Below are 20,566 nucleotides of genomic sequence, written 5' to 3'. Positions count from 1 at the left end.
CATTATTGTTCATAGTTTCTTCGTACCGCGCAACAATTAATTGTCAGAGCGAGCTTCAGCGTTGCTATAAACGCGCAATTCCTCAGCCAAAGGATGCAGCGTACTGCTAACCGAGCGGATGCACTCCTTCAGAACGTTTGGAACATGCGGAGCATGCTCAAGAACCGTGTTGGCCCAGGACCATTGTTCTGACGCATTCCCCATGTGAACCAAAGCTTGGTAGACGTAGTCGTCAAGCATGCCCCGTTCCTTAAACTTGTCGTATCCAGGTTGATGTGCGGCGAACGTTCCGAATTCCGCTTTTTCTCCAAATAAATCCGGTTCCAGTGCTCTCAGCAACCTTTCAGCATCACTAGCATTACCGAGACCGTCAATAACACGCTGCCGCAGATCGTCGTCGATCGGCCCCCAAAGAACAAACCTTTTATTCTGATTATCGTATTCATCACAGTAGCCCTCTCCGAACGCCAGCGCCAGAACGCAAAACGATTCGTCGTCCCCATATTGTCTGATTGTTTCGGAGGTCACTCCGACCTTAGCAAGCTTTTCCCGCACATCATCATTATTATCTACCAACATATAAGCATCGTCTCCGCCCTGCTGATCTACAACCTCAAGACTGTTCAACACGTCTAAAACGGCTTGTTTACTCATTTTCATCGCTCCTCATAATTTTTTTGGTGAACTATATACGTCCACACCCTCATATCGCTGTGTGTGTCTTCAACTCAAATTCATCAATTGAATAGTAATCAAGCAATTCTCCATCTGCTTTTTCAATCTCTTCTATACCTAATTCAAAGCATTTTTCAGCAGTCGGGGCTTCAATGGTAAACCCAAAGTTCTCATTATCCTTTGTATAAAGGAATTTTATTTTCTCCAAGTACCCCACTCCTCTGCTCCCTACTGTGCAGGCGTTAATCATGAAGATTCGATAATTTGTACCACGATGGCTTTGATAGACTTAAATAGTTGTATGGGTTAGGCCATTGTACAAGTGCGGATTTGCCGCTCTTCGAAACGGCAAGCACTGTTCCAAGTCCACGCAATATGTCGATCCTATAACAAACACGATCTCCCTTTTTCATTACATTCACCTTCCTGTGCAGTATGCGTCTACCAATCACTGTCCTCGTAATATGTATAACTCCCGCTCAACATTGATGGCCGTTTTCCTTATAATTCGCGCTCATTACTTGTCCTTTAATACCAGCACACGGACCATCGATTATTTTGTACTCAGTGTGTCATTGGTTATCTCCTTCCTCAATCTTCATTTTTTCGCACTATGCCGAATATACACCAGTAACTCTGTAAATATCTTGATTTGAGGCATACGTTGCATAACAAATTCTAGGCTTGGATTGCACGACTAAAACTTCATAAAACTCCCCTTCAATCTCAATAATGTCGTTAAGTAAAGGTTTATATTTTAAAGTTGCAATGAAGGATTCCGGTCTGTATTTGTGGTACATCTTGATTCCGTATCCCATTTTAATCGCCCTCCTTGGGTGCTGGGGTATCTGGGTAAAGGGTGGACATAATTTCTGATGCACCCATGATCGCCTTCCACGCAATCCACGTTTCGTAACTCTCGTAAGCAGATGGACGATCATTGTAGAATTTACCGAAGAAATATGAGTTTGCTTCTTGGAATGACCATTCTTCATGACCTTCTGGCAAGTTATAATTCATGATAATGCTGCCAAGTGAATTACCTGCCACCAAACATCTACCGATTGCCCGTTTAATCTCTTGTTCCCGTTCTCCACGCTCTTTGGCTTCTTGGAGCCAGTAAGGAAGGGCTTCATGTGCTGTCATGATAAAATCAACCACAAGCTCATTCTCACATTCAGCCACATACTGACATGGTTCATCTGGCATTACTTCGTGTATTATCCATATTCCCGTTCCTTCATCTGTTCCCGTCATCCAATCGTTCTCATGCCACTCTTTAAGCTTTAGACAACTCTCCATATCCTTTTGCCAGTCCCTTTGTGTCATTGAGCTTCCTCCCCTCAATAGCCTGAAAACTCAGGTAATCCGTCAACATATGCTTTGTCCTTTATTGCGATCCGTAGCTTATGAGCTCCTAAAAAGTCATAATCCCCTTCTGGTAATCGTGTGATGTCTAACCCATCCGTCATAAGCATGCAGAACACTTCTCTGACATCCTCATCCATGTGCATGCCCGCATTATCTTCCAAAGTTAAAACAATGTCATAAAGTGCGGTGTTAGGATTCGTACAGATCGGGCCTTCGTTTTCTTCCAGAATCGGTTGATAAGTTTTGATTTTCATCTCTTATATCCTCCTTGTGGGAGAGGAGGGCTATTAACCCTCTCTATCCCTGTATCTTCGTACTACACATCATTTACGGTTATCATTATTTGGTGGATGGAACCACTTTAGGATTACAATATACATAACAGGCACGAAGAGCATAAACATAACCGCCATTATAGCAATCCATATCAATCCGGAATAATTACCGTTTACTAAAAAAATAACTGTGAATATCAGTAAAGCTATTGTCCACCCTCTCATATAAGCCTGAAATACCATATCTTTAAATTTTTTGTGCATTAATTTCCCTCGTTTCCTATTTCGTTATATGCGTCTACGGTCCAGTACTCTCGAACTGCGTAATATCAAAACTCGATTGCTTTTATTAGATTTTTAACAAAGATATTTCTTCTTTCAAATATAGTGTCATGTTTCGACTTTGCTTTAACGGAATTATTTTATTTTCACCAATAAGTTTGTGAATATTTTGTTTAGTGCAATTTAATATTGATGCAGCCTCCTCCGTATAAATGATATTTTCCTGAACAAACTCTCGCCAAGAAACATTAGATTCTAGTTTAAATGACTTTGAATCATTTATTTTTATGGAACCAATATGGTTTGTCTGAATAATGATATTAATTCTTGTCAGTAGGTCTGGTAGTAATATATTCAAACTATTACATACATGCTCCACATTCTGAGCAGTAGCAATTACACTATCTAAATGAAGTAGCGGTAAAAATTCTTCGTTTGAGGAAATTGAATCGATAAATTTAAACTTTTCAGTCTCAGCCTGACTCTTCAAATAATCGATGAGATAGGTTTTCCCCGACGCAATCGGACCTACGACTAGAATCTTCTTCTTTAATCTAAGGAGCCCGAGAACTATACTTCTGCTTAGTTCATATTGTTCAGAAAGCGATAATTTATCAACATTTAATGTAAACATCTATTCCCACTCCTAGTTTAGCTTGTTATTTCGCTATATGCGCCTATGTATCAATCAAAGTCTGACGGCTGGCCTGGCCACGCACCGGGCTTCAGCTTGCCGATACTGCGTCTGCTGCAGTTAATGCCAGACAGTGCCGACACACTCCCGGGAAGCAGCCGGTGGACCCAAATGCCGACCCGCGTTTAGCATTACTTGCACCGATCTGGAAGAACTCCAGACCGGCTGCCTTCTGGGTGTGTATCTCCTGCACAGGAGCTTTCGGACTACGCACTACTTATTGCGTAGGTGGCACCAATGCGGGCTAGTCCTTAACTCACTTGCGGAAATAACGCACCCATTATTTTCACAGTACTTTGCTTTTACCAGTCCTGTGATTTTCCTAGCCTTACGGTAAGTAAGAGCTTCGCCTTCTTTTAGGTTTTCACAGCCATTACATTTCGGCACCGCCATTTGCTCACTCACTTCCCTTGTTTCGCTAAATGCTTCAATCACGAACAATCTCTCCATACTTCCAGCTGATGAGTCCGTCTTCTTCGTCTGAAAACCCGTTCAACTCACGGAATCTTTCAATTTCAGCTTTACGGATTTTTTCTTGGTTAGCTTCTTCTTCACTTTGGCAATCCAGGCATAAGCCCGGTTGAGGTAGATCACAAAAACAAACCACACAAAACGGTTGCAAAGCCATTTTAATTCCTCCTTCGCTATATGCACTAAAGTTATGCCCAATCATCAGAGGGGCTATCTATATGCCCTTCGCCAGTTGAATAATCAATATCTGACATCATGCAGAACTCGCATTGATCGTCTTCGGTTTGCAAATACCGTTCTTCTCTTTCCTCCTTACAGACTGGGCAAATCATGCTAAACCTCCTTTATTACGCCGTATGCGTCTGTTATTTAGAATTCAGCTTGGCTAACGAATCGCTCATTGCACCGATTACTGCAGATATTGCCAACATTGATTTTTCTGCTGTAGCTCGGCCTTCAAGATATTCAATGTTTATTTTAGCGATAACCGTAACAAAATCTGCAAACTGCCATTGCTTTTTCAAATCCATAGGATCCACCTTCTTTTCTGAACAATATGCGTCTCCTATTCAATAAAAAAATTATTACGGCCATTATTTAAAGTTACTTTCCATGTATTTTAAAAATCTAGTCCTCTGTTCAGGAGGTATGCCGCGGACAAACTCAATTTTTTCAGATTTATTCAAACTCTCGAATATCTCTGCAAAGGCTTTCTGATCTTCAGGTTTTAAAGCTAGATTCCCAAATTCATGTGTCTGAATTAAACTTCTAGTCAAATTTATAAGTGAAATCGATGAAATATTTATTTTCCTTGTTTTGCTCATTTTATCTCCTTTAGTAGTCCAATTTCATCGTACTGCGCAACGAAATATTCCTTAAGCATCTTTCGATAAAGGTTGTATCCCTCTTTCTTTAACCATGGTTCTGTATACGTTGATATTTTCCTCTGTTGTCAGCGGAAGATCCATTCTATATGTACTTCAAAATAGAATATAAGTGTCTGGATATCAGTTTGGAGTCCTATATGCGTCTACTCTACTTTCTCTGCCTGTTCATCGCTGGCGCATGCACTACATAAATCATGTTCTTCGTTCATCCAGGAGCAAGGGCCATACTCATTCACGCATGCGTTATTATCTGTACATCCGCATACCTTACATTTGCCAACTGGAAATATGATCATTAAACATACATCCTTTCTTTCTAATTCAAATTAATTTACTTCACCGCAGCCTTAAGATCTTCCGAACCAGGAGTCGTGCACTGTGCATTAACTGACTTCCCGAACCCACAAATTTTTTTTCATTGTTGGGTGCTTATCTGTCCGTTTACGACTCTTACTCCCCCAAGAACCACCTTCACTACTGCGCTCCAATGTAAAATTTGACGCTCTCATTGAAGCACCATTCTCAGATGCTAGTGTATAAGTTATTACTCTTGTATATCCCATAGCCTTAGCTACACGACACGCAGCTGCGTAGAGTATACTAATTCCATTTTTATACACATCTCTCACGCAACAACGCGTAACTTCAAGGGTTAGTCCATTGTCCTGGTGTCTTGATACTGGGCGACCTGCTATAATAACACCCAATATTTTATGACCGTCTGTCAAACCTATTGAAAATTTATGGCCTTGAGGAGCTATATGATGGCGATGTTCCTGGTCTACAAATTTCTGAGCATCTTTTAGTGAGATTGGACGCACTCGTAATCTGATTTTTTTAGCACCATAATATTCATGAGCATAATCTTCTGCAGCAGGGATACTTTTGAATGAATCAGAAATCAATTCATAGTTTTCCTCTTCAAGATTCCAGCGCCCTTCTTCCCGCAGTTGCTCTTCCGATAGCACTATGAAACTATTTGATTGATTAATAAATAGCCAATACCACATACATATCATCCCATTTCCTGCACTATATGAAGTCTCCTAGATCCTTTTGAGTAGAACCTATCTCCATTCATCAGAACCTTCGTTCCTGCACATATATCAGATTGCCATCCTGGTACAGGTCTGTCATGTGAAATCCTATCAATACTGTTGGAAACGGTAATGGACCATATTGGCACGCTTCACAACTGCTGTACTTTACTTCGACTGTGCTCTGTTTCCATTCTGCTGTAGGCAAATTTGGTCTGACGTAATACCAGTAATTTGCTTTATATTGCACATGTTTTATAGACTCTACTACTTTCCGACAGTAATCACATTGGAAGGGCAAAAATCCATCAAAAATATCTCCTTGACCATCTACAGGTCTATCCTGTCTGTACCAGTGAAATCGTTCGTGGTCAATTACCTCATAGACATTACCGTACATCCCTCGGACAAACTCCCACCGCATACCAGATTCCACCTTATTTGCAGATCGTCGTTGCGCTCTTTGATCCGCTCGAACATTAAGCTTGATACCTGTATTCATACATGTGTAGGGCATTCTTCCATTCACATCCTTTCCGAAAGTGTTCCTCAAACTGGACTCACTAATTAGCATTTCTCTCTTAAAGAGCAGCATTCTGAGCCATAGGTGTCAGTGCTATGATTACTTTCACCAACGTGGTATTCCTTATGAAATGGAGACCAATGATAGGAATGTCCGTTTTCACAAATTACATCGGCTCGACTACATCTGCATTGCATTGTAATCTTCCCACCACAAATCCTACAGACTTTTTTTGTGTAGATTGCATATCATTACCTGGCATATCGAAAATTCATCCTTCCTAGTTATCTGAATTATTGCTTTGTAACTGATTGATCCAACGCCAGGTCTACTCTATCATAATTTCATTTCCAAATTTTACAATACGCATGCCATTTCGATATGTCACTCGATTCCCTTTTCCAATCCGGTCGGGGTCGGGGTTTATTTATTTACTCCAAATGCAATACAGTCAAATGAAATAAAATCTTTATTCATTTCAAATAATTCCTTTAAAATACCTCGAATTAATTGATTTAGGGTAATTTCTTTATAACCATCAATGGGATAAACCGGGATTTTCAATAAAGGTATTTCTACAATCTTTTTACTCGGATCGCAAACTTCACATTTAAATATATTTTCTTCATTAAGTATTTTTGATTCTTCATTTTGTATATGATAAAAAGTATTTTGGTTAAGATCAAAAATTACTGTTCCTAATTTCATTTCACTTACAATATCCATTGCGTCTTCATCATCTTTCGCATCAATTACACAGACAATCACATTAATAAGATATTCATTATATTGATACACTCCATAAACGTTGACTTTCGTCATTACTAGCACTCCTTATAATCTAATAATCATTTAATTACCATAAGACCGCTAATTCAGATTCATGAAACCAATTAAAGTCTTTTTTTAATAGGGCGTTCAGCCGCTCACCTGTCATATTAATTTCAGAAGACTCAGGCCCTAACGGGTCGCGCTTATCTTTAATTAAATGTTTGCACTTTGGATAATCATGAAACAAAACAACTTGAATTGAACTATCATCTATTTTACGAAGAAAGAAGGGACATCCATTAAATACTCTCTCAAGATTCTCCTCCATGTTAATCTTACTATCAGGTATGTTAAGACTAAGGTAAAACTTCCGCTTAAGTTCGGTCTTCAACTCTGTACCGCATAGAGCACAATATGCAGCCTTATCTTCATGTTTGCTTTTATTGCAATTGGGACAATATTTTCGCAGCCCTTCATTCATATAAATAGCCATCCCCTCTGACAACCTAGTATTCAATACGATGTATTCTGACCTCGGGCAATACGAATAATTGATACCGCTTGTTGGTACATTTCTAATGTAATTCCTGTTACTTGAGAAACTACTTCAAACGGCTTGATGTTACCAAAAGAGTCGAGTAAATCCCTAACAGTTATCTTCGAATCCACTGCCTCCAAGGGCTTAATATAACTGCCTGATCTATTTTTCGGATCTATTTGAACAATTTCTCCACCGATTTTGTTTGCAGATAAAACTATCAAATTTTTGTCCATTCTAATGCACGCTCCCTATTCATTGAAGAATTGCTTCAAATTATACGAATAATACTCATTACCAGGGCAACAACGATAGCCATCCCAAGCAGCTCACTCACGGTAATGTGGGTACCGCCAAAATTAAGAATCAAGAAATTGTCACGCCTCGAAGTCTCATAGCGACTTCCTATTGTAAAAATGGTATTTCCCGCAATTTTGACATCATACAGTGATCTAATTTCTAATGCTGCCAAATCACTTAATGCATCCTGAATAGAGCTTTCAACTTCCTTGTCTTTGAAATAATTCAAAACACTTTTGATACCCATCTTTGTTGTTTCAATGATTTCATGTATTTCAAATTCAGAAGGTTTAAATACACGTTTCCTTCCCCTTACGTCTGCCACTTTGGCCAACATTAATCCACTCTGCGTAATACGTGAGTATTCAATCGATCTTTCTCGCGTATCGAAGTAGTTCTTAAATTTCACCGCCAATGCCCCCAGCTCCTAACCGTCCGAATGATCGAATCTATTCATTATGTATCATTTCACTTATTAAATAATTGCTCTAGATGTTTATCAGATTCTTTCTTTAAGTTCCATATTTGATCTTTTAATTCGGCATCTTCTACCTTGTCTCTTAAAATGATACACAGAGCTGAGATCTGACCTAATTTTAATATTGCTACACGTTCATCAATTTTTGGAGACAAGTCACCGTTAAGTTGGCTTAAAGTATCTTCTACTAATTCATCAATAACACTTTTCAAATCTTCAATTTTGATTAACATTGAGGACTTCCTTTCATAAACCGAATTATTCAATATGTCTCGAGTTTATATTCCTGATCCAGATAAGTTGCAAGATGAGGCAGCACCTCGATTACGATTTTTTTCTCTTCCAAAATGCTTTGAATCATTTTATCGTCTCCAAAGACAAACGGTTGCTCGTTATGTTTTTCAATAACTGCTTGGAATTTTTCATTCATACATGAACCTTCCTAAAAGATACTTAATATTCAATCCCGGGTGTGAAGGTAGTATTGAGGATCAAGTTTGAAATACTCACACATCATTTTATATAGATTAGAGAGATTAGGATTATCCAATCCCATTCCTTTAAGAACTAAATCAATGTCATTTAAAGATACACCTAGTTTTTGCGCAAATTCCTCTTTACTTATTCCTTCATCGTTTAAAATCTGAAAAATGATTCCACGCAAATTCCGTGATGTACACTCCGGATACTTGTCCTCTGCTTTCGTAATCAGTTGCTCTTTTTCTTCTATGGATTCATTACAAAGTTTAAGTAGCTCTTGAATAGATAACTCCGACGAATATTTTTCTGATAGATATATCAAACGATTTCGGTCCTCAACCGTTTCTGCTAGTGAATCGGTCAATGGAACAACCTTATTTACAGTCTCCAGAAATGACATGACCATTATTACTTCCTCCTATACAACTTTATATTCATACGGTGTTCATTCTAATATTGGAACAAAGAATAAAAATACAGAAATTAAAAGCAGCAGCGCATTAATAAAACTATTTCTGGAACCTTTATTTTTATGTTTAGTATTTCTGTACATAAGTACACTCATAGAAATTGCAGAAACAAGTAAGCATATAAATAACTTCACTTTTCCACTCCCTATACAACTTAATATCCAGTCGGTGTTCATTTATCCAGTTCAAATATTCAGTTCAAAAATTCTGAGTCCTCTCGGATGTGGTCCAATTTTCATGACTTTTTGTATAAATCTTTCAACTGTATTAATAATCAATGGTTCGATTTCGTTTAGATCTTCTTCAAGATGAAAGTTAATTACAGCGGGTTGTCGAATATCGAAATCACCAACATTATATTTTGTTGTCCGCGCTATCGCATCCGTAAAGGAATAGCTATGTCCCTGTTGAGAACCAAGAGTTAGAGTATACAGATCCTCTTCATCCATCACACTCAATGTTTTCACCATTACAAATGGAATCCAATTATGAGGTCGCTTAAATAGATGCAAACCAAATTGATGATCCTCGAACAAGCTTTCCAAACAGTATTTTAAATTTTCGTCATAAAATTCCACTGTAACAGTTAGAGAGTGCAGTTTTTTACACCTTGCTTCATCGTCATTTGGATGTATATATTTTTTAGCAGTAACTAAAAATTTTGGTTCCATGTGATACCTCCATACAACTTAATATTCATTGAAGATCATTGCTCTCATAGGCGTGATTTAACTATTCTCCGTCTTTAGTTGAAAGAACATCAGTTCCGCAATCATGTTGACTGAATCGATTATATTCATTCGTCCAAACTTGACAGCGTAGACACCACATTGTTACGACTTGTATTCTTTTTATTTTTGCTATCGCTCCGCACCGGCAATGAAAAAACTGGGTTCCATCCAGGTATTCTATTTGTGATGGTTTGTCAAAAATGTGATAGTGCTTACCTGTCAATTTTTCAAGCAGCTCATAGAGCCATTCTTTCATATGAACACTCCATATTCAGATTGTGTTCCTTTTAGATTTAATCTTTTCAAACAAATATCCTAATAGTAATAAAACAATCATAAAAAATGAAAGTGCACTGACCAGGAGAAATATCATACCGAACAGAAGTACCTTCTCCATCATGAAGTAAGCTACAGATGAAGAAAATAACCACAATAATAGTAATGTTGCGAATAGTTTATAAAATTGTTTACGCTCCAATTTATTACCTCCTCTTAAAAACTTAATATTCATAATAGTGCGTCTACTATCATTAGACACTGTTATATTCAATATTTTTCTTCCAGGTTTGAGGTAACAACCGTGTGATATCCTCTTGCATGTTCGGGCAAATTATCATTTTCAAGTTTATCCATTTCGGCTGCATACTTTAAGGCAATATCTTTTTTTGTGAAGGTTTTTTCTACAGAGCTATATATCTGAAAATGTCTCAAAACAATATGTATTTCATCATTTTCGAGTTGTTGAATCTCTCCTTATGAAGTGATTTATTCATTGAAGATCATTACGATAGTGATTTATAAAATTCACTTTCTCCACCATACCTTACTGCATAAAAACAATTATCAGTAGCTTGTACAATCTCATGATCAGGATTTTTCGGATGAGGTTTTAATACTTTAAGACATCCATTTTGGAAATCAATGTTTAAAGCAATCAAGTCACTTTGATCCAAAAAAATCTCCAAGTCTTCAATCTCTCCACCATCGTTAATTTCAACATTCCAAGCCCCTACTACAAATTTCCCATCGAGTCCGTTAATATTCATTTCTTTCATGTTTCATCAACCTTTCTAAAAAAACTGCTTTATTCATTTTGATGTATTGATAGATTCCGAGAGTTTTCTTACAAATGTAGTATTGGAGCCTTTCAAGCTGTTGTTCAATTTCTTCATACTTTTGTTTTAGCATTTCATATTCATTGAGTGCATCCAAATATTCGGGCAACATGCCCTCATTTTTAAGGATAAAACGCGAATATTCAATCGACGTATCCAACATCCGATTAATGGAGGATTTAGAAAAAAAAACTTTCATTACCTCAAGATTATATTACCTCACACACTTATTTCTGTAAACGATTGTATACATAATAAAGTGTATTAGTTTGGCTAATTTTAATTTGATAAGAAAATGATTGGATTTGTTGATATGATGGAATTTATAGTTAGACAATCCTCAGCTTTTTTAGATGACTCAAGAGTAGCCGGTTCTCACTCACGCAGCGCCACCTACAATAGAGATTTGTAATACAATCGACTTTGAAAGTAGTATTTTGAATTGAGATTGATAACCATTTATTTCATAATAGAAAATATCTCAATAAACAAATGGAGTGATAATCTTTGATAATATTCCCTTTAGATGTTATTAAGCGCGTCTTTCACGATATGACAGTGTTTCAACATGAAGAAATACTTTTAAAACTGTTCAAGTTATGTACTAATGATCAGGAGGATAAATCCCTGAAGGAAAAGGTAGAGTTATATCATTCCAGTTGGGGATATACACTTTTAGATTTGTACAAGACCCACTTCCCCCACGAAGTTCCAACAGAAATCCAAATAAAATTTGAATTAACTCCATTCACTCATTTTTTCGCTTCTGAGTTAGCCGAAGATATTACAAATGAATTCAATTTAAAAAATGAAGATCTGATATATATTGAAGATCTCTATGACTCTATAGAACTAGAAGAACAGTTGCTCCCTTCCGAAGACGACTTTACCAACTATATTCTTCAAATTATGCTTTTTCCTCCGCTGATTCAATTGAATGATTTTTTCTCCAAAGCGTACCGATGGCAGGCGCAAAGTGCAAAATCACTGTTAAATACAGTCAATTTCAATGATGTTGAGATGCCCAAATATGAGATTAATTTTGGTCTTTATTTAGCTACTTCCTTTATCAGCCAAGAGACTTATAAGGCAATGGGAGAAATGGATGGATTGATAAACTCGCCTGAACTGGCTCCGATGGCTGTAGAGCTAGAGAAGCTAAAAAACTCTATTCCAAACACCATGCCAATAGACAAAGAATTTATCTGCCCGCATTGTGGTATACCTCATGGAGATGTATCGCTTAACCATAATAATGTTTTCTACGTACACCTTACCAAAGCACATCTGGATCTTCATGTTCAAGTCGGATTCTACCTCTATAAACAATTCAGACAAGGAATATCTATCCGTTTAAATGATATTTTCCAAAACATTACTTTAACCATAAACACGGTCAAAAACAGTAAATGCATCATTCTTGTCGAAGGCACATCGGAAGAAGCTGCACTTCCTGTTATGGCTATTCGAATTGGGAAACCGTTAGCCAGTCGGAATATCCTCGTTATGAATTGCAAATCAAAACAAAAGGTCCTGGAGAATTTTAAATTATTTCGCAATAACTTTCCGAATGTGAAAATCTGTGTTCTTCTTGATAGTGATGCTGAAAAGGAGAAGCGGGAGATTGAGAAAATGATCGAAGGAAGCCTTGACCGATTCAGCTTATCTTTCATCCCCAAAGGTGAATTTGAAGATCTGGTACCACTTCAAATCGTAGCCCAAGCGTTAAATGAGTTGTATCCGACGGGGGGAAACGTTTCAGCTTCGAATTTTGATGAAAATCGAGGAATTATCGGACAAATCAATTATGTACTACATTCTTTCAACTCAAAATTAGATAAGGTTCGTTTCAATAAAAAAGCCTCAGAGTTAATGCATGCTGATGAAGTTCCGGATCTTATTAAGAATCTCATTAATGATGCGTACAAATTATGTGGGATAAAGTAAAATATTCATTTGAAACTACTTACTATGGATGACGCAGCAATTATCGATTTTTTTTTTACTTTTGATCTGATCGGCATCTGGTCATTCGGCGGACCATATTCTTAATAAAAGCTCAATAAGCAATATAAGTTATTCTTTAATCATATAGAAAAAAGCCTGTTATACTTTCGTATAACAGGCTTCCGTTTAATGAAACGCATATGGCATAGATGGCCAGAGTTCTGGTTTATAGTATCTCATTGTCATCACTGCTCCTAGTTTGAAACATTGACCATTAACTGAGAATTCAATTCTTCTATATCAAAAATGATGACATTGTAATGAAGCTGATTTCCTCCAACCATGGTTGGACAGCAGACTCCCATATATCCCCGATTAATTACCTCTTCACCAAACATGAGTAGTCCGGAGCGATCGCAGACAAAGGGCACTCCAAATATACTCATACATGGTCCAGCTCCTTTTTCCATCTGGCGAAGCGTATCAATTAATTCCCCAGCGTACAAATGATAAAAACAATTTTCATCCAATTCAAACTCCACTAAACCGGAAGAGATGATTGATTTAACTTGAGTTGTTGCAAATATCGCTCCATCTTCAAGAATGAATCCTTGATTTAAAATCAGATTCTTTTCTTTTGTAGAGGTCATATAGTTCAGGAACAAAATCTTTCCCTCCTTGTACAAACTAAATGTGTTTGATAATCAACTCTTTGTTACCAAGTCATTAGCTGCAGCATTTTAATCTCGGTAATCTTGGCATTAGAAAATCCGGTTTATTTGTGGAGATACCGTACACTCTGCGCATTACATCTTCACCTGATTCTTCAACAAGTTGAAGATAACAACCGAAAGCACATATACAGGCTTTTAGATTTCCAACTTCCATATAAACATCAATTGTCCGATACGGTACCCCATATTCTTTTAATTGGGTCTGCAAATCCCTAAATGCGTGTTCTCGAACTTTCTCAGATGGGTCGCCAGCTTGTATTATCAACTGCTCTAACTGCCGCTGAAGAACTATTTTCAGTTGCCTCATTTCTACTCGCTCGTTAAATAGCAGCTGCCTTGTTGATCCCTCCCTATCAAGGAGATTGTATCGATCCATAAGCTTTCCTAAAACAACCTTAAATATCGGAAGGGTTCCCGCTTCGAAACCAATCAAACTGGCTGCCTTTCGGTAGGCAGCCTCTGGCGTATCCATTTCTTCACCTACAAAATAGATGATTTGATCAGTCAATACTTGCATCATTGAACATCCGACGTCAGATTTTCGTTTTTTATACAGCATCAATTATCCCTCCCGAACTTTATCTGAAATTTCCGTAGACAGAATCATTTCCTTTGCATTCTTGGAGTAAAAACTCACCTTTTCTTTCCGATTTGTTCTTGTCTTCCAGATACACCATAACAAGGCGCAGAGGGCTATTAGAATTCCGTTGTACTCAATCCCACTTACTTTGGTTGAGAAGTCCAATAGAATTTCTATCTTTGCGATAATCTGTGTTGGCATCGTAATGAAAACCATTATAGGAACTAAACATTTTTTGATATTCATACTTACAGGCCCTCTGTTCCGAACTTCAATTGTATTCTCATCCACCATAAAAATTTTGACTTTTCACTTTGTTTTTTCTCATTCGATGTTGTCATATTTACTTTTTTCCGCTCCCTCGTATTCCGAATGTAAGTTCGGGTATGGTATTTAATATAGAAAAAGGCACAGCCCTCTATGGGCTGCGCCTAATCTCTTGTAGTTGTTCGCAGGGTAAGCGACTCTATATTATTTTCTATTAAGCCACGCCTCCAAAAATTGGATCTGATGGTCCGGCGAAAGGGGCTTGCTGAGGTTTCTCCGCTTCCTCTGAAATGGATCCTCGGTAGAAGGATTGATTTTCTAACATAAATAGCTTCGGTGTCCATTCTTCCTCAGGTCTCATCATCATAAATGCATCTTCAATTCCCTGGAGTCTTGAATCCATCATATCGACGTAATGGATAGCTACCGCTTCGGGTAACCTCGGTTGTACCGGACTCCCGTGCTCAGCTTTATTATGATGTGCGAGGACAACGTGCATTAGATCCTCCACTACATGATCATATATGTCAAAACCATAATGAAAACAGGCTTCACTGATCCACAATGTTGCTATTGCAATATGACCAAGGAGTTTACCACGCCGGCTATAATCCGAACAGATCCCCAGCTCGACAAGCAATTCTTCCACTTTGGCGATGTCATGAATGAGCCAGCCAGTTACCATTAAATCCAGATTCAAAAATGGGCGCTGCTCACCATAAAATTCAATGGCTTCAAGACCACGCCACTTATGATATAGCAAACCTCCGAAGTATGCGTGATGAAGATTCTTTGCTGCAGGAAACTCGATTATTTTTTTCCCTGCCTTTTCATAGCAAAATAAAGCAATGTTTCTTAAGACTGGATCACTCACATCTTGAAGACGTTCTTTAATGGCTACAAGCACCTCGTCAAGCTGGATAGGGGCTGATCGCACGAACTCTTGTCGTTTGTAACCATCTGTCCGCTCTGCAAGTCGATGCTGAATTAATTTCAGCTGTAAAATTGGTGCCTTATTGGCCGGCTTATAAAGCTGTACCAAAGCCTTTACTTTTAGAAGACGAAACTTTCTATATCGGTTTTCATAATCTTCTTTCTCCTTTGGAGATAATCCCCAAACTTTAGCCTGAAGCTCTCCCGTTTCATCCATCAAATGAATTGTCATGTACTCAGCTGCAGGCCGATTGGTTGTAGCATCGGTTTTATTAAAGCTGATATCTTTGATCAAATAGAAGCTGGTAATCTCTTCCCCTTCCCGAAGGCTAATAATGCGTCGTCTATCGGGTTGGTACGGATTAACTTCATTCATCATTTCGTCATCCCTTCTTATTAGGAAACACAAAAAAAGACCCTTTTGAATACGAGTCTCTTTTCGCGCTCCATCCGTTATTTTTCTCATACTTTAGCTGGGCCAGTATATAGAAAAAGCCCCAACTCGAGAATTTTTCGAGTTAGAGCTTGTATTTGTCGATAAATTTATGGTGTTTCATCTCAAGGAGGGCGGTGGGCTGGGATGATCAAAATTTGATTGGCCATCTACTCAGTTAACCTAACTCATGTCTGCTGTCTTCATGAATAGGGTAACTTAATTAGCCTACATGTACACAGCAACTCCTTACACTTCTGATGGATATTATTCATCAGTCCGCCGTATTCAATAAATTCCTATCTTCATGTTTACACGTGCATAGGTTATTGAATACTTGTAAGTTGTAATTATTTGTATATACTCCTATTATACCTTTAAATCTGAAGCTCTTCAATAATAACTATCATCATGTCAACGAAATGTTCAGATCCAGGGAAGATTGATGGTACATACAATTAATAACCTAAACGACCTGTCTCAGTTTAAGCCAATCCAGAATTACAGCTAATCAGCGGAAACTATTGAACTCAAAAGACTGCCCACGATTTTGCATTGATTATTTATTGTTTTCTCCTGACAACTTGGATAATTATTAAATAGATATGGTATACTATTGGCATAAGAACATAAAATAATGACGCGATGCTGTAACATCGCGCCTCAGACAAAGGCCGGTGGGCGACCACGGCGAGATTGTCTACAAGAGAAAAACCACCGGATCAGGAGCCAACCTATTGCCGGTGGTTTTTCTTGTTACGTGCTTTTTTCCAGCTGTTTCGCAAAGTCAATAAACCAGTCGTAATGCTGACCATCTTCACGAATACTTCCAGAATTTTAAGACACAGTTCAAGAAGCGACATGGCGTCACCCCCTTTCGGGTTTGCCATGTCTTTCCCACCGGTAACTTTATCTCACTTAATTATATCATGTAAAAAATAGAAGAAAACTGCTTATAACAGCCTCCAAACTATTATTTTTTATCCCCTACTTCTATCTCCAATACTATTATAGGATTCTATCAATTCTCCTAGCAATTACTCAAAATACTCACTCATCAACAGAAAATAAAGTGTGTGACTGACATAAACGCCCTAACCTACAGCATACATTTAGGAGCGGTTAAGACTCTATAAATCTACTAGCTGCATCGCTCAGCCTTAGAAGGTAAATCAGGGATTTATCCTAGGTCTTCCTCTTTTGGGCTTTTCTTTAGCTTGGTGTATCAAAGTCTTAAATCCATTTATCTTTTTTATATCATCTGGATCTTTTCTTACGTTTCCTATTAAGGCATCACTTAACCAATAATATAGATAAGAACCATTTCCTTCTGCTGTAATCCAATCAAGCAGATCCTTTTGATAAGCGGTAATTCGATGGTGCCTGCTTTCGTTTAATTCAAGTTCATTCACTCGCTTTGTATCATCAGATATATCATAATTACTTCGTTTTTTCTTAGAGACACGGTTTAAACTAGCGTGAATTCGTTCATTTGTCACACTTTTCACTTCCCGATCCTCGCATTTTTTGCTAACTTCTCCATTTTACCATAATTCGTATACGATTAAATTCTATTATAGGAATCCCGGACAAACCGGTACATCCAGGGGGTGAAATCCTATATGAAAATGATTCGTATTCGATCGGCAATGCTGAAGTGTGTCTTATGGGTAACTTTGTTATTCTTCAAATCTTCAGGGAGAGTTAAAGAAGTAACGTGTATTATCCAAAAAAACAATTGATCCTTTCCAGTGCAGTCGGTTATCCATTCTAAGAGGTGGTCTGGAGAGCAAATAAAACCCGGCCTCCGTTACCTGTGACCGAGCCGAACAATAAAAATACCCTCACCAGAATTCCTGGCAAGGGTATTTTTATTGTTTATTTATTGGACTTCGACAGTACTCGTAACATATTCGCCGTAAGTACTTGCTCCATGTTTGCCGCGGACCTTAATCGTATACGTCCCCGTAACAGTTGTTGTAATTGACTTTTTGTAAGTGTAGACAATACGGTCTCCAATTACCTTCCCTATGCCTGAAGCGATTTTCTTTCCGTTTGGATCGTATACCTCGAAGGAATACTTTTCAGCTAAACCATTCACATCATTGATAACCGAAGAGGTAAAGGCATTGTAATTCCCATCAACCTCTACAGTCGCCTGTAGGTCTTGAGGAATTGGTGCTTCCACCATATAGGTCGCGACAGTGACGGTTTGAGTAGCACTGTAAGATGATACTTTTTCAGCCGAATTGTACGTCTCCATCCGGATAGTGTAATCGCCAGCAAGATTGAATACGTAAGTCTTTTCAATGCCATTCGTAACTGCTAAACGAGCAAGTTGTACGCCGGATGCTTTTTTAATGACCATGTACTGATTATATCCCTCAGTACCTTGTCCAACAAAATGAAGGACACCTTCTCCATCTACATCCAATTGTGTTATCGAAGGCGCTGGAGGAACCTCTACCTGAAGAGTACTCGCCTGAATGATACTGACTTCACCGAAAGCACCGAACTTATTCTTAGCAGCAAGACGATACGTATTGGTCGTATTCAGATCAAGTGATGAATCATTGTACGAACTCACCGTCGACAAGTTGACAGTCTTTTCAACTATACCGTCTTCGTTAACTCGCTCCAATCTGTAACCGATCGCACCAGGTACTTTTATCCATTCCAGTGTGATGCTGTTTTTTGTCTGAGTCTTAGTTTTGAAACCTGAGACATTCATTGCTGGGTCAGTCGGCTGCGGCTTTGGTTCTTCAACCGGAGGTGTTTCTCCTTCAGCGAGTGTACGGACCTTATAAACAACTGGTTCCCCTGACAGCGTACCGTACTTCACTGTGATACGGTATTCATATTCTGTTTTCTCTTGCAGGCCTGTGTCACTGTATCCATCCGAGGAAGATACTAGTGAAACTGTCTTTTCGACTGTTCCATTCAGTACTCGTTCCACTTTGAATGTGGTTACGTTGGCTGGAGCTGTCCAAGTAATACGCAATGATGTGGCCTTTTGATTTGTGACACCCAAGTTCGTAACAACCATAGAAGAACTTGTAAGACTATCCTGTACCACTTTAAGTCTGTTCAGCAGATTTGTTTTCTCAGCACCGGTGTTCAACGCATCAACCAAGGTCTTTGCTAAATTGATTGCCTCCTGAGTTTTAAGTCTCTCAGCTCCTTCAACTGCTACTTTAGCATCGATGAGCTTTGTAGCATTAGCAGCTGCCAAATCCAGTGTTTCCTTCAAAGATGCAAGTCGTCCTTCCAAGCTTGTTTTCTGATCACTTGAATTAAGTGGATTGACTTTAGCAATTGCATATTTGTAATCTGCTAACGTTTTTGACGTTTCTGCCTTCAATACAGCCTGAGTCGCTTCACTGATAGCTGTACCCTCGCTCAGTTTTACGAGAATCGCTTGCAATTGCTCGACCAATTCATTCTTAGCATTACTTGCTGGCAATTGGTTTACCAGATCACGTGCAGCAGTATAGGTCACATTATTGGTGTTTTCTGCCGCTTTCTGGACTGCAGCTCGCGCTTCATCAAATTTCAATTGGTTTGCAATAACGGCGTTGACTACTGCTTGAACAACATTCAGACGAGATGAGAGAGCATTTTTTAGCGTACCTTCATCCAACTTCTCTATAAGAGCAAGAGCAGTCGCAACGTCTTCCGCCTTTTCGCTTCCTTCTGCCTTAATAACCGCAGCATAGGCTTGACCAATCAAATCACTATAATCCAGGAGTTTCTGCACAGCATCAAGGCGCTGATTCAACTTGTCTTTCATAGAAAGATCTTTCAATTGATCGACAAGAGCTCGGGCAGTATTGACATCTGATTGAGATTTGGAAACTTCGGCTTTCAGCACCGCTTGCGTAGCGGCTTGGTTTGATGTTGTACTGTCGATGATCTCCTGGACCGCATCCAACCGTTCTGTAAGTGATGTTTTATCGATGCCTTTTAGTCCATTTACTAAAACTCGAGCGGCTGTCACATCTGTTTGTAAGAAGGTGTCTTCTGCTTTTTCGACTGCTGCAGTTGCGATTTTAACCTTAGCATTATAGTCAATACCTTCCTGAATAGCATCTAAACGGGAGTTTAGTTCTGTCTTTTCTGCTTCGTTGAGTGCTCCCACCAAGCTTCTTGCGGCCGTTACATCTGCCTGGAGCTTAGATTCCTCAGCTTTCACTACTGCATCCGTTGCCTTCTTAACTTTGGCCAAATAATCGACTGCCTTCTGAATTCCATCGAGGCGTGTATTCAGAGCATCTTTGTCTTCAGTATGAAGGTCGTTTACCAAAATTCTTGCTGCATTAATATCAACTTGCAATTTCGTACTTTCAGCTTTATCTACTGCGGTAGTTGCTGCTCGAACTTTTACGTTATAATCTACGATTTCCTGTACCTTACTAAGTCTGGAATTCAGTGCATCTTTTTCTGCTGAATTCAACGCATTCACCAATAAACGGGCTGTATCCACATCACCTTGAAGCAGGGATCCTTCCGCTTTTACTACCGCTGCTGTGGCGGCAGTAACTTTCGCCGCATAGTCGATTGCCGCTTGCACTATA

33 protein-coding genes are annotated in these 20,566 nt (G+C 38.6%); 2 read left to right on the top strand and 31 right to left on the bottom strand.

Annotation, left to right across the window (positions count from 1 at the left end):
* Positions 1–36: 36 nt before the first annotated feature.
* From CA598_RS32160 to CA598_RS06005, 7 genes are all read right to left on the bottom strand, one after another.
* Positions 37–630 (bottom strand): hypothetical protein, encoded by a 594-nt coding sequence (locus CA598_RS32160; RefSeq protein ID WP_179283599.1) that lies wholly within the window; start codon positions 628–630, stop codon positions 37–39.
* Positions 631–703: 73 nt separating this feature from the next.
* The gene (locus CA598_RS06030; RefSeq protein ID WP_094875880.1) at positions 704–883 is read right to left on the bottom strand and encodes a hypothetical protein; all 180 of its coding nucleotides are present in this window, start codon (positions 881–883) and stop codon (positions 704–706) included.
* 34 nt (positions 884–917) lie between these two features.
* Positions 918–1,088 carry a hypothetical protein gene (locus tag CA598_RS32155; RefSeq protein WP_179283598.1) on the bottom strand — a complete coding sequence of 57 codons (171 nt, stop codon included), beginning with the start codon at positions 1,086–1,088 and terminating at the stop codon, positions 918–920.
* A gap of 198 nt (positions 1,089–1,286) precedes the next feature.
* Positions 1,287–1,493 (bottom strand): hypothetical protein, encoded by a 207-nt coding sequence (locus CA598_RS06025; RefSeq protein ID WP_094875878.1) that lies wholly within the window; start codon positions 1,491–1,493, stop codon positions 1,287–1,289.
* Position 1,494: 1 nt separating this feature from the next.
* Positions 1,495–2,004, bottom strand: a complete 510-nt coding sequence (locus CA598_RS06020; RefSeq protein ID WP_094875876.1) for a hypothetical protein — start codon at positions 2,002–2,004, stop codon at positions 1,495–1,497.
* A gap of 14 nt (positions 2,005–2,018) precedes the next feature.
* On the bottom strand, positions 2,019–2,300 hold the full coding sequence (locus tag CA598_RS06015; protein ID WP_094875874.1) for a hypothetical protein: 282 nt from the start codon (positions 2,298–2,300) through the stop codon (positions 2,019–2,021).
* Positions 2,301–2,670: 370 nt separating this feature from the next.
* Entirely contained in the window at positions 2,671–3,237 is a 567-nt protein-coding gene (locus tag CA598_RS06005) for a hypothetical protein (RefSeq protein WP_094875871.1), read from the bottom strand.
* 161 nt (positions 3,238–3,398) lie between these two features.
* Between CA598_RS06005 and CA598_RS32150 the strand changes: the two genes are divergently transcribed.
* Complete coding sequence (locus tag CA598_RS32150) at positions 3,399–3,545, top strand: hypothetical protein (protein ID WP_179283597.1); 147 nt, start codon at positions 3,399–3,401, stop codon at positions 3,543–3,545.
* A gap of 179 nt (positions 3,546–3,724) precedes the next feature.
* On the opposite strand, the gene CA598_RS05995 is transcribed toward CA598_RS32150, so the two are convergent.
* The 17 genes from CA598_RS05995 to CA598_RS05930 form a co-directional block, all read right to left on the bottom strand.
* A complete protein-coding gene (locus CA598_RS05995) occupies positions 3,725–3,925 on the bottom strand; it encodes a hypothetical protein (protein WP_094875867.1) in 201 nt (66 codons plus the stop codon).
* A 31-nt stretch (positions 3,926–3,956) separates the two neighbouring features.
* Complete coding sequence (locus tag CA598_RS32145) at positions 3,957–4,100, bottom strand: hypothetical protein (protein ID WP_179283596.1); 144 nt, start codon at positions 4,098–4,100, stop codon at positions 3,957–3,959.
* Between the two features lie 33 nt (positions 4,101–4,133).
* Positions 4,134–4,298, bottom strand: a complete 165-nt coding sequence (locus tag CA598_RS32140) for a hypothetical protein (RefSeq protein WP_179283595.1) — start codon at positions 4,296–4,298, stop codon at positions 4,134–4,136.
* A gap of 63 nt (positions 4,299–4,361) precedes the next feature.
* Positions 4,362–4,592 carry a magnesium and cobalt transport protein CorA gene (locus tag CA598_RS05990; protein ID WP_094875865.1) on the bottom strand — a complete coding sequence of 77 codons (231 nt, stop codon included), beginning with the start codon at positions 4,590–4,592 and terminating at the stop codon, positions 4,362–4,364.
* A gap of 206 nt (positions 4,593–4,798) precedes the next feature.
* Positions 4,799–4,951, bottom strand: a complete 153-nt coding sequence (locus tag CA598_RS31950) for a paraquat-inducible protein A (RefSeq protein WP_143812392.1) — start codon at positions 4,949–4,951, stop codon at positions 4,799–4,801.
* Positions 4,952–5,038: 87 nt separating this feature from the next.
* Entirely contained in the window at positions 5,039–5,665 is a 627-nt protein-coding gene (locus CA598_RS05985; protein WP_218832585.1) for an XF1762 family protein, read from the bottom strand.
* A gap of 70 nt (positions 5,666–5,735) precedes the next feature.
* Positions 5,736–6,116 (bottom strand): hypothetical protein, encoded by a 381-nt coding sequence (locus tag CA598_RS05980; RefSeq protein WP_143812391.1) that lies wholly within the window; start codon positions 6,114–6,116, stop codon positions 5,736–5,738.
* 522 nt (positions 6,117–6,638) lie between these two features.
* The gene (locus CA598_RS05975; RefSeq protein ID WP_094875861.1) at positions 6,639–7,037 is read right to left on the bottom strand and encodes a hypothetical protein; all 399 of its coding nucleotides are present in this window, start codon (positions 7,035–7,037) and stop codon (positions 6,639–6,641) included.
* Positions 7,038–7,071: 34 nt separating this feature from the next.
* Positions 7,072–7,467, bottom strand: coding sequence for a hypothetical protein (locus CA598_RS05970; RefSeq protein ID WP_094875860.1), 396 nt, complete (start codon positions 7,465–7,467; stop codon positions 7,072–7,074).
* Between the two features lie 32 nt (positions 7,468–7,499).
* On the bottom strand, positions 7,500–7,760 hold the full coding sequence (locus tag CA598_RS05965; RefSeq protein WP_094875858.1) for a hypothetical protein: 261 nt from the start codon (positions 7,758–7,760) through the stop codon (positions 7,500–7,502).
* A gap of 35 nt (positions 7,761–7,795) precedes the next feature.
* On the bottom strand, positions 7,796–8,239 hold the full coding sequence (locus CA598_RS05960) for a hypothetical protein (protein ID WP_094875856.1): 444 nt from the start codon (positions 8,237–8,239) through the stop codon (positions 7,796–7,798).
* Positions 8,240–8,292: 53 nt separating this feature from the next.
* A complete protein-coding gene (locus CA598_RS05955; protein WP_094875854.1) occupies positions 8,293–8,535 on the bottom strand; it encodes a hypothetical protein in 243 nt (80 codons plus the stop codon).
* A gap of 29 nt (positions 8,536–8,564) precedes the next feature.
* Positions 8,565–8,732: a hypothetical protein gene (locus CA598_RS32135; protein ID WP_179283594.1), complete on the bottom strand. Its 168-nt coding sequence runs from the start codon at positions 8,730–8,732 to the stop codon at positions 8,565–8,567.
* Between the two features lie 30 nt (positions 8,733–8,762).
* On the bottom strand, positions 8,763–9,188 hold the full coding sequence (locus tag CA598_RS05950; protein WP_094875852.1) for a hypothetical protein: 426 nt from the start codon (positions 9,186–9,188) through the stop codon (positions 8,763–8,765).
* A 249-nt stretch (positions 9,189–9,437) separates the two neighbouring features.
* The gene (locus tag CA598_RS05945; protein ID WP_094875851.1) at positions 9,438–9,923 is read right to left on the bottom strand and encodes a hypothetical protein; all 486 of its coding nucleotides are present in this window, start codon (positions 9,921–9,923) and stop codon (positions 9,438–9,440) included.
* Positions 9,924–9,984: 61 nt separating this feature from the next.
* The gene (locus CA598_RS05940; protein WP_094875849.1) at positions 9,985–10,239 is read right to left on the bottom strand and encodes a hypothetical protein; all 255 of its coding nucleotides are present in this window, start codon (positions 10,237–10,239) and stop codon (positions 9,985–9,987) included.
* A 526-nt stretch (positions 10,240–10,765) separates the two neighbouring features.
* Positions 10,766–11,038 (bottom strand): hypothetical protein, encoded by a 273-nt coding sequence (locus CA598_RS05930; RefSeq protein WP_094875845.1) that lies wholly within the window; start codon positions 11,036–11,038, stop codon positions 10,766–10,768.
* Between the two features lie 567 nt (positions 11,039–11,605).
* Between CA598_RS05930 and CA598_RS05920 the strand changes: the two genes are divergently transcribed.
* Positions 11,606–13,045, top strand: a complete 1,440-nt coding sequence (locus tag CA598_RS05920; protein WP_094875841.1) for a TOPRIM nucleotidyl transferase/hydrolase domain-containing protein — start codon at positions 11,606–11,608, stop codon at positions 13,043–13,045.
* Between the two features lie 254 nt (positions 13,046–13,299).
* On the opposite strand, the gene CA598_RS05915 is transcribed toward CA598_RS05920, so the two are convergent.
* The 7 genes from CA598_RS05915 to CA598_RS05890 all read right to left on the bottom strand — a co-directional run.
* Positions 13,300–13,710 carry a hypothetical protein gene (locus CA598_RS05915; protein ID WP_094875839.1) on the bottom strand — a complete coding sequence of 137 codons (411 nt, stop codon included), beginning with the start codon at positions 13,708–13,710 and terminating at the stop codon, positions 13,300–13,302.
* Between the two features lie 61 nt (positions 13,711–13,771).
* Positions 13,772–14,338, bottom strand: a complete 567-nt coding sequence (locus CA598_RS05910; RefSeq protein ID WP_094875837.1) for a hypothetical protein — start codon at positions 14,336–14,338, stop codon at positions 13,772–13,774.
* Positions 14,339–14,341: 3 nt separating this feature from the next.
* Positions 14,342–14,605 (bottom strand): hypothetical protein, encoded by a 264-nt coding sequence (locus CA598_RS05905; protein WP_094875836.1) that lies wholly within the window; start codon positions 14,603–14,605, stop codon positions 14,342–14,344.
* Between the two features lie 235 nt (positions 14,606–14,840).
* Positions 14,841–15,938: a hypothetical protein gene (locus CA598_RS05900; protein ID WP_094875834.1), complete on the bottom strand. Its 1,098-nt coding sequence runs from the start codon at positions 15,936–15,938 to the stop codon at positions 14,841–14,843.
* Positions 15,939–16,726: 788 nt separating this feature from the next.
* Positions 16,727–16,855 (bottom strand): hypothetical protein, encoded by a 129-nt coding sequence (locus CA598_RS32885; RefSeq protein ID WP_256990371.1) that lies wholly within the window; start codon positions 16,853–16,855, stop codon positions 16,727–16,729.
* Between the two features lie 309 nt (positions 16,856–17,164).
* Positions 17,165–17,491, bottom strand: a complete 327-nt coding sequence (locus tag CA598_RS05895) for a hypothetical protein (protein ID WP_094875832.1) — start codon at positions 17,489–17,491, stop codon at positions 17,165–17,167.
* A gap of 383 nt (positions 17,492–17,874) precedes the next feature.
* Positions 17,875–20,566: fibronectin type III domain-containing protein (locus CA598_RS05890; protein ID WP_179283593.1), on the bottom strand; the 2,692-nt coding region annotated here is incomplete at its 5' end.

This window comes from Paenibacillus sp. VTT E-133291 (assembly GCF_002264395.1).
Lineage (GTDB): Bacteria > Bacillota > Bacilli > Paenibacillales > Paenibacillaceae > Paenibacillus_AQ > Paenibacillus_AQ nitricinens.
Note: the sequence above shows the minus strand (reverse complement) of the source record. Positions and strands in the feature narration are given on the sequence as shown.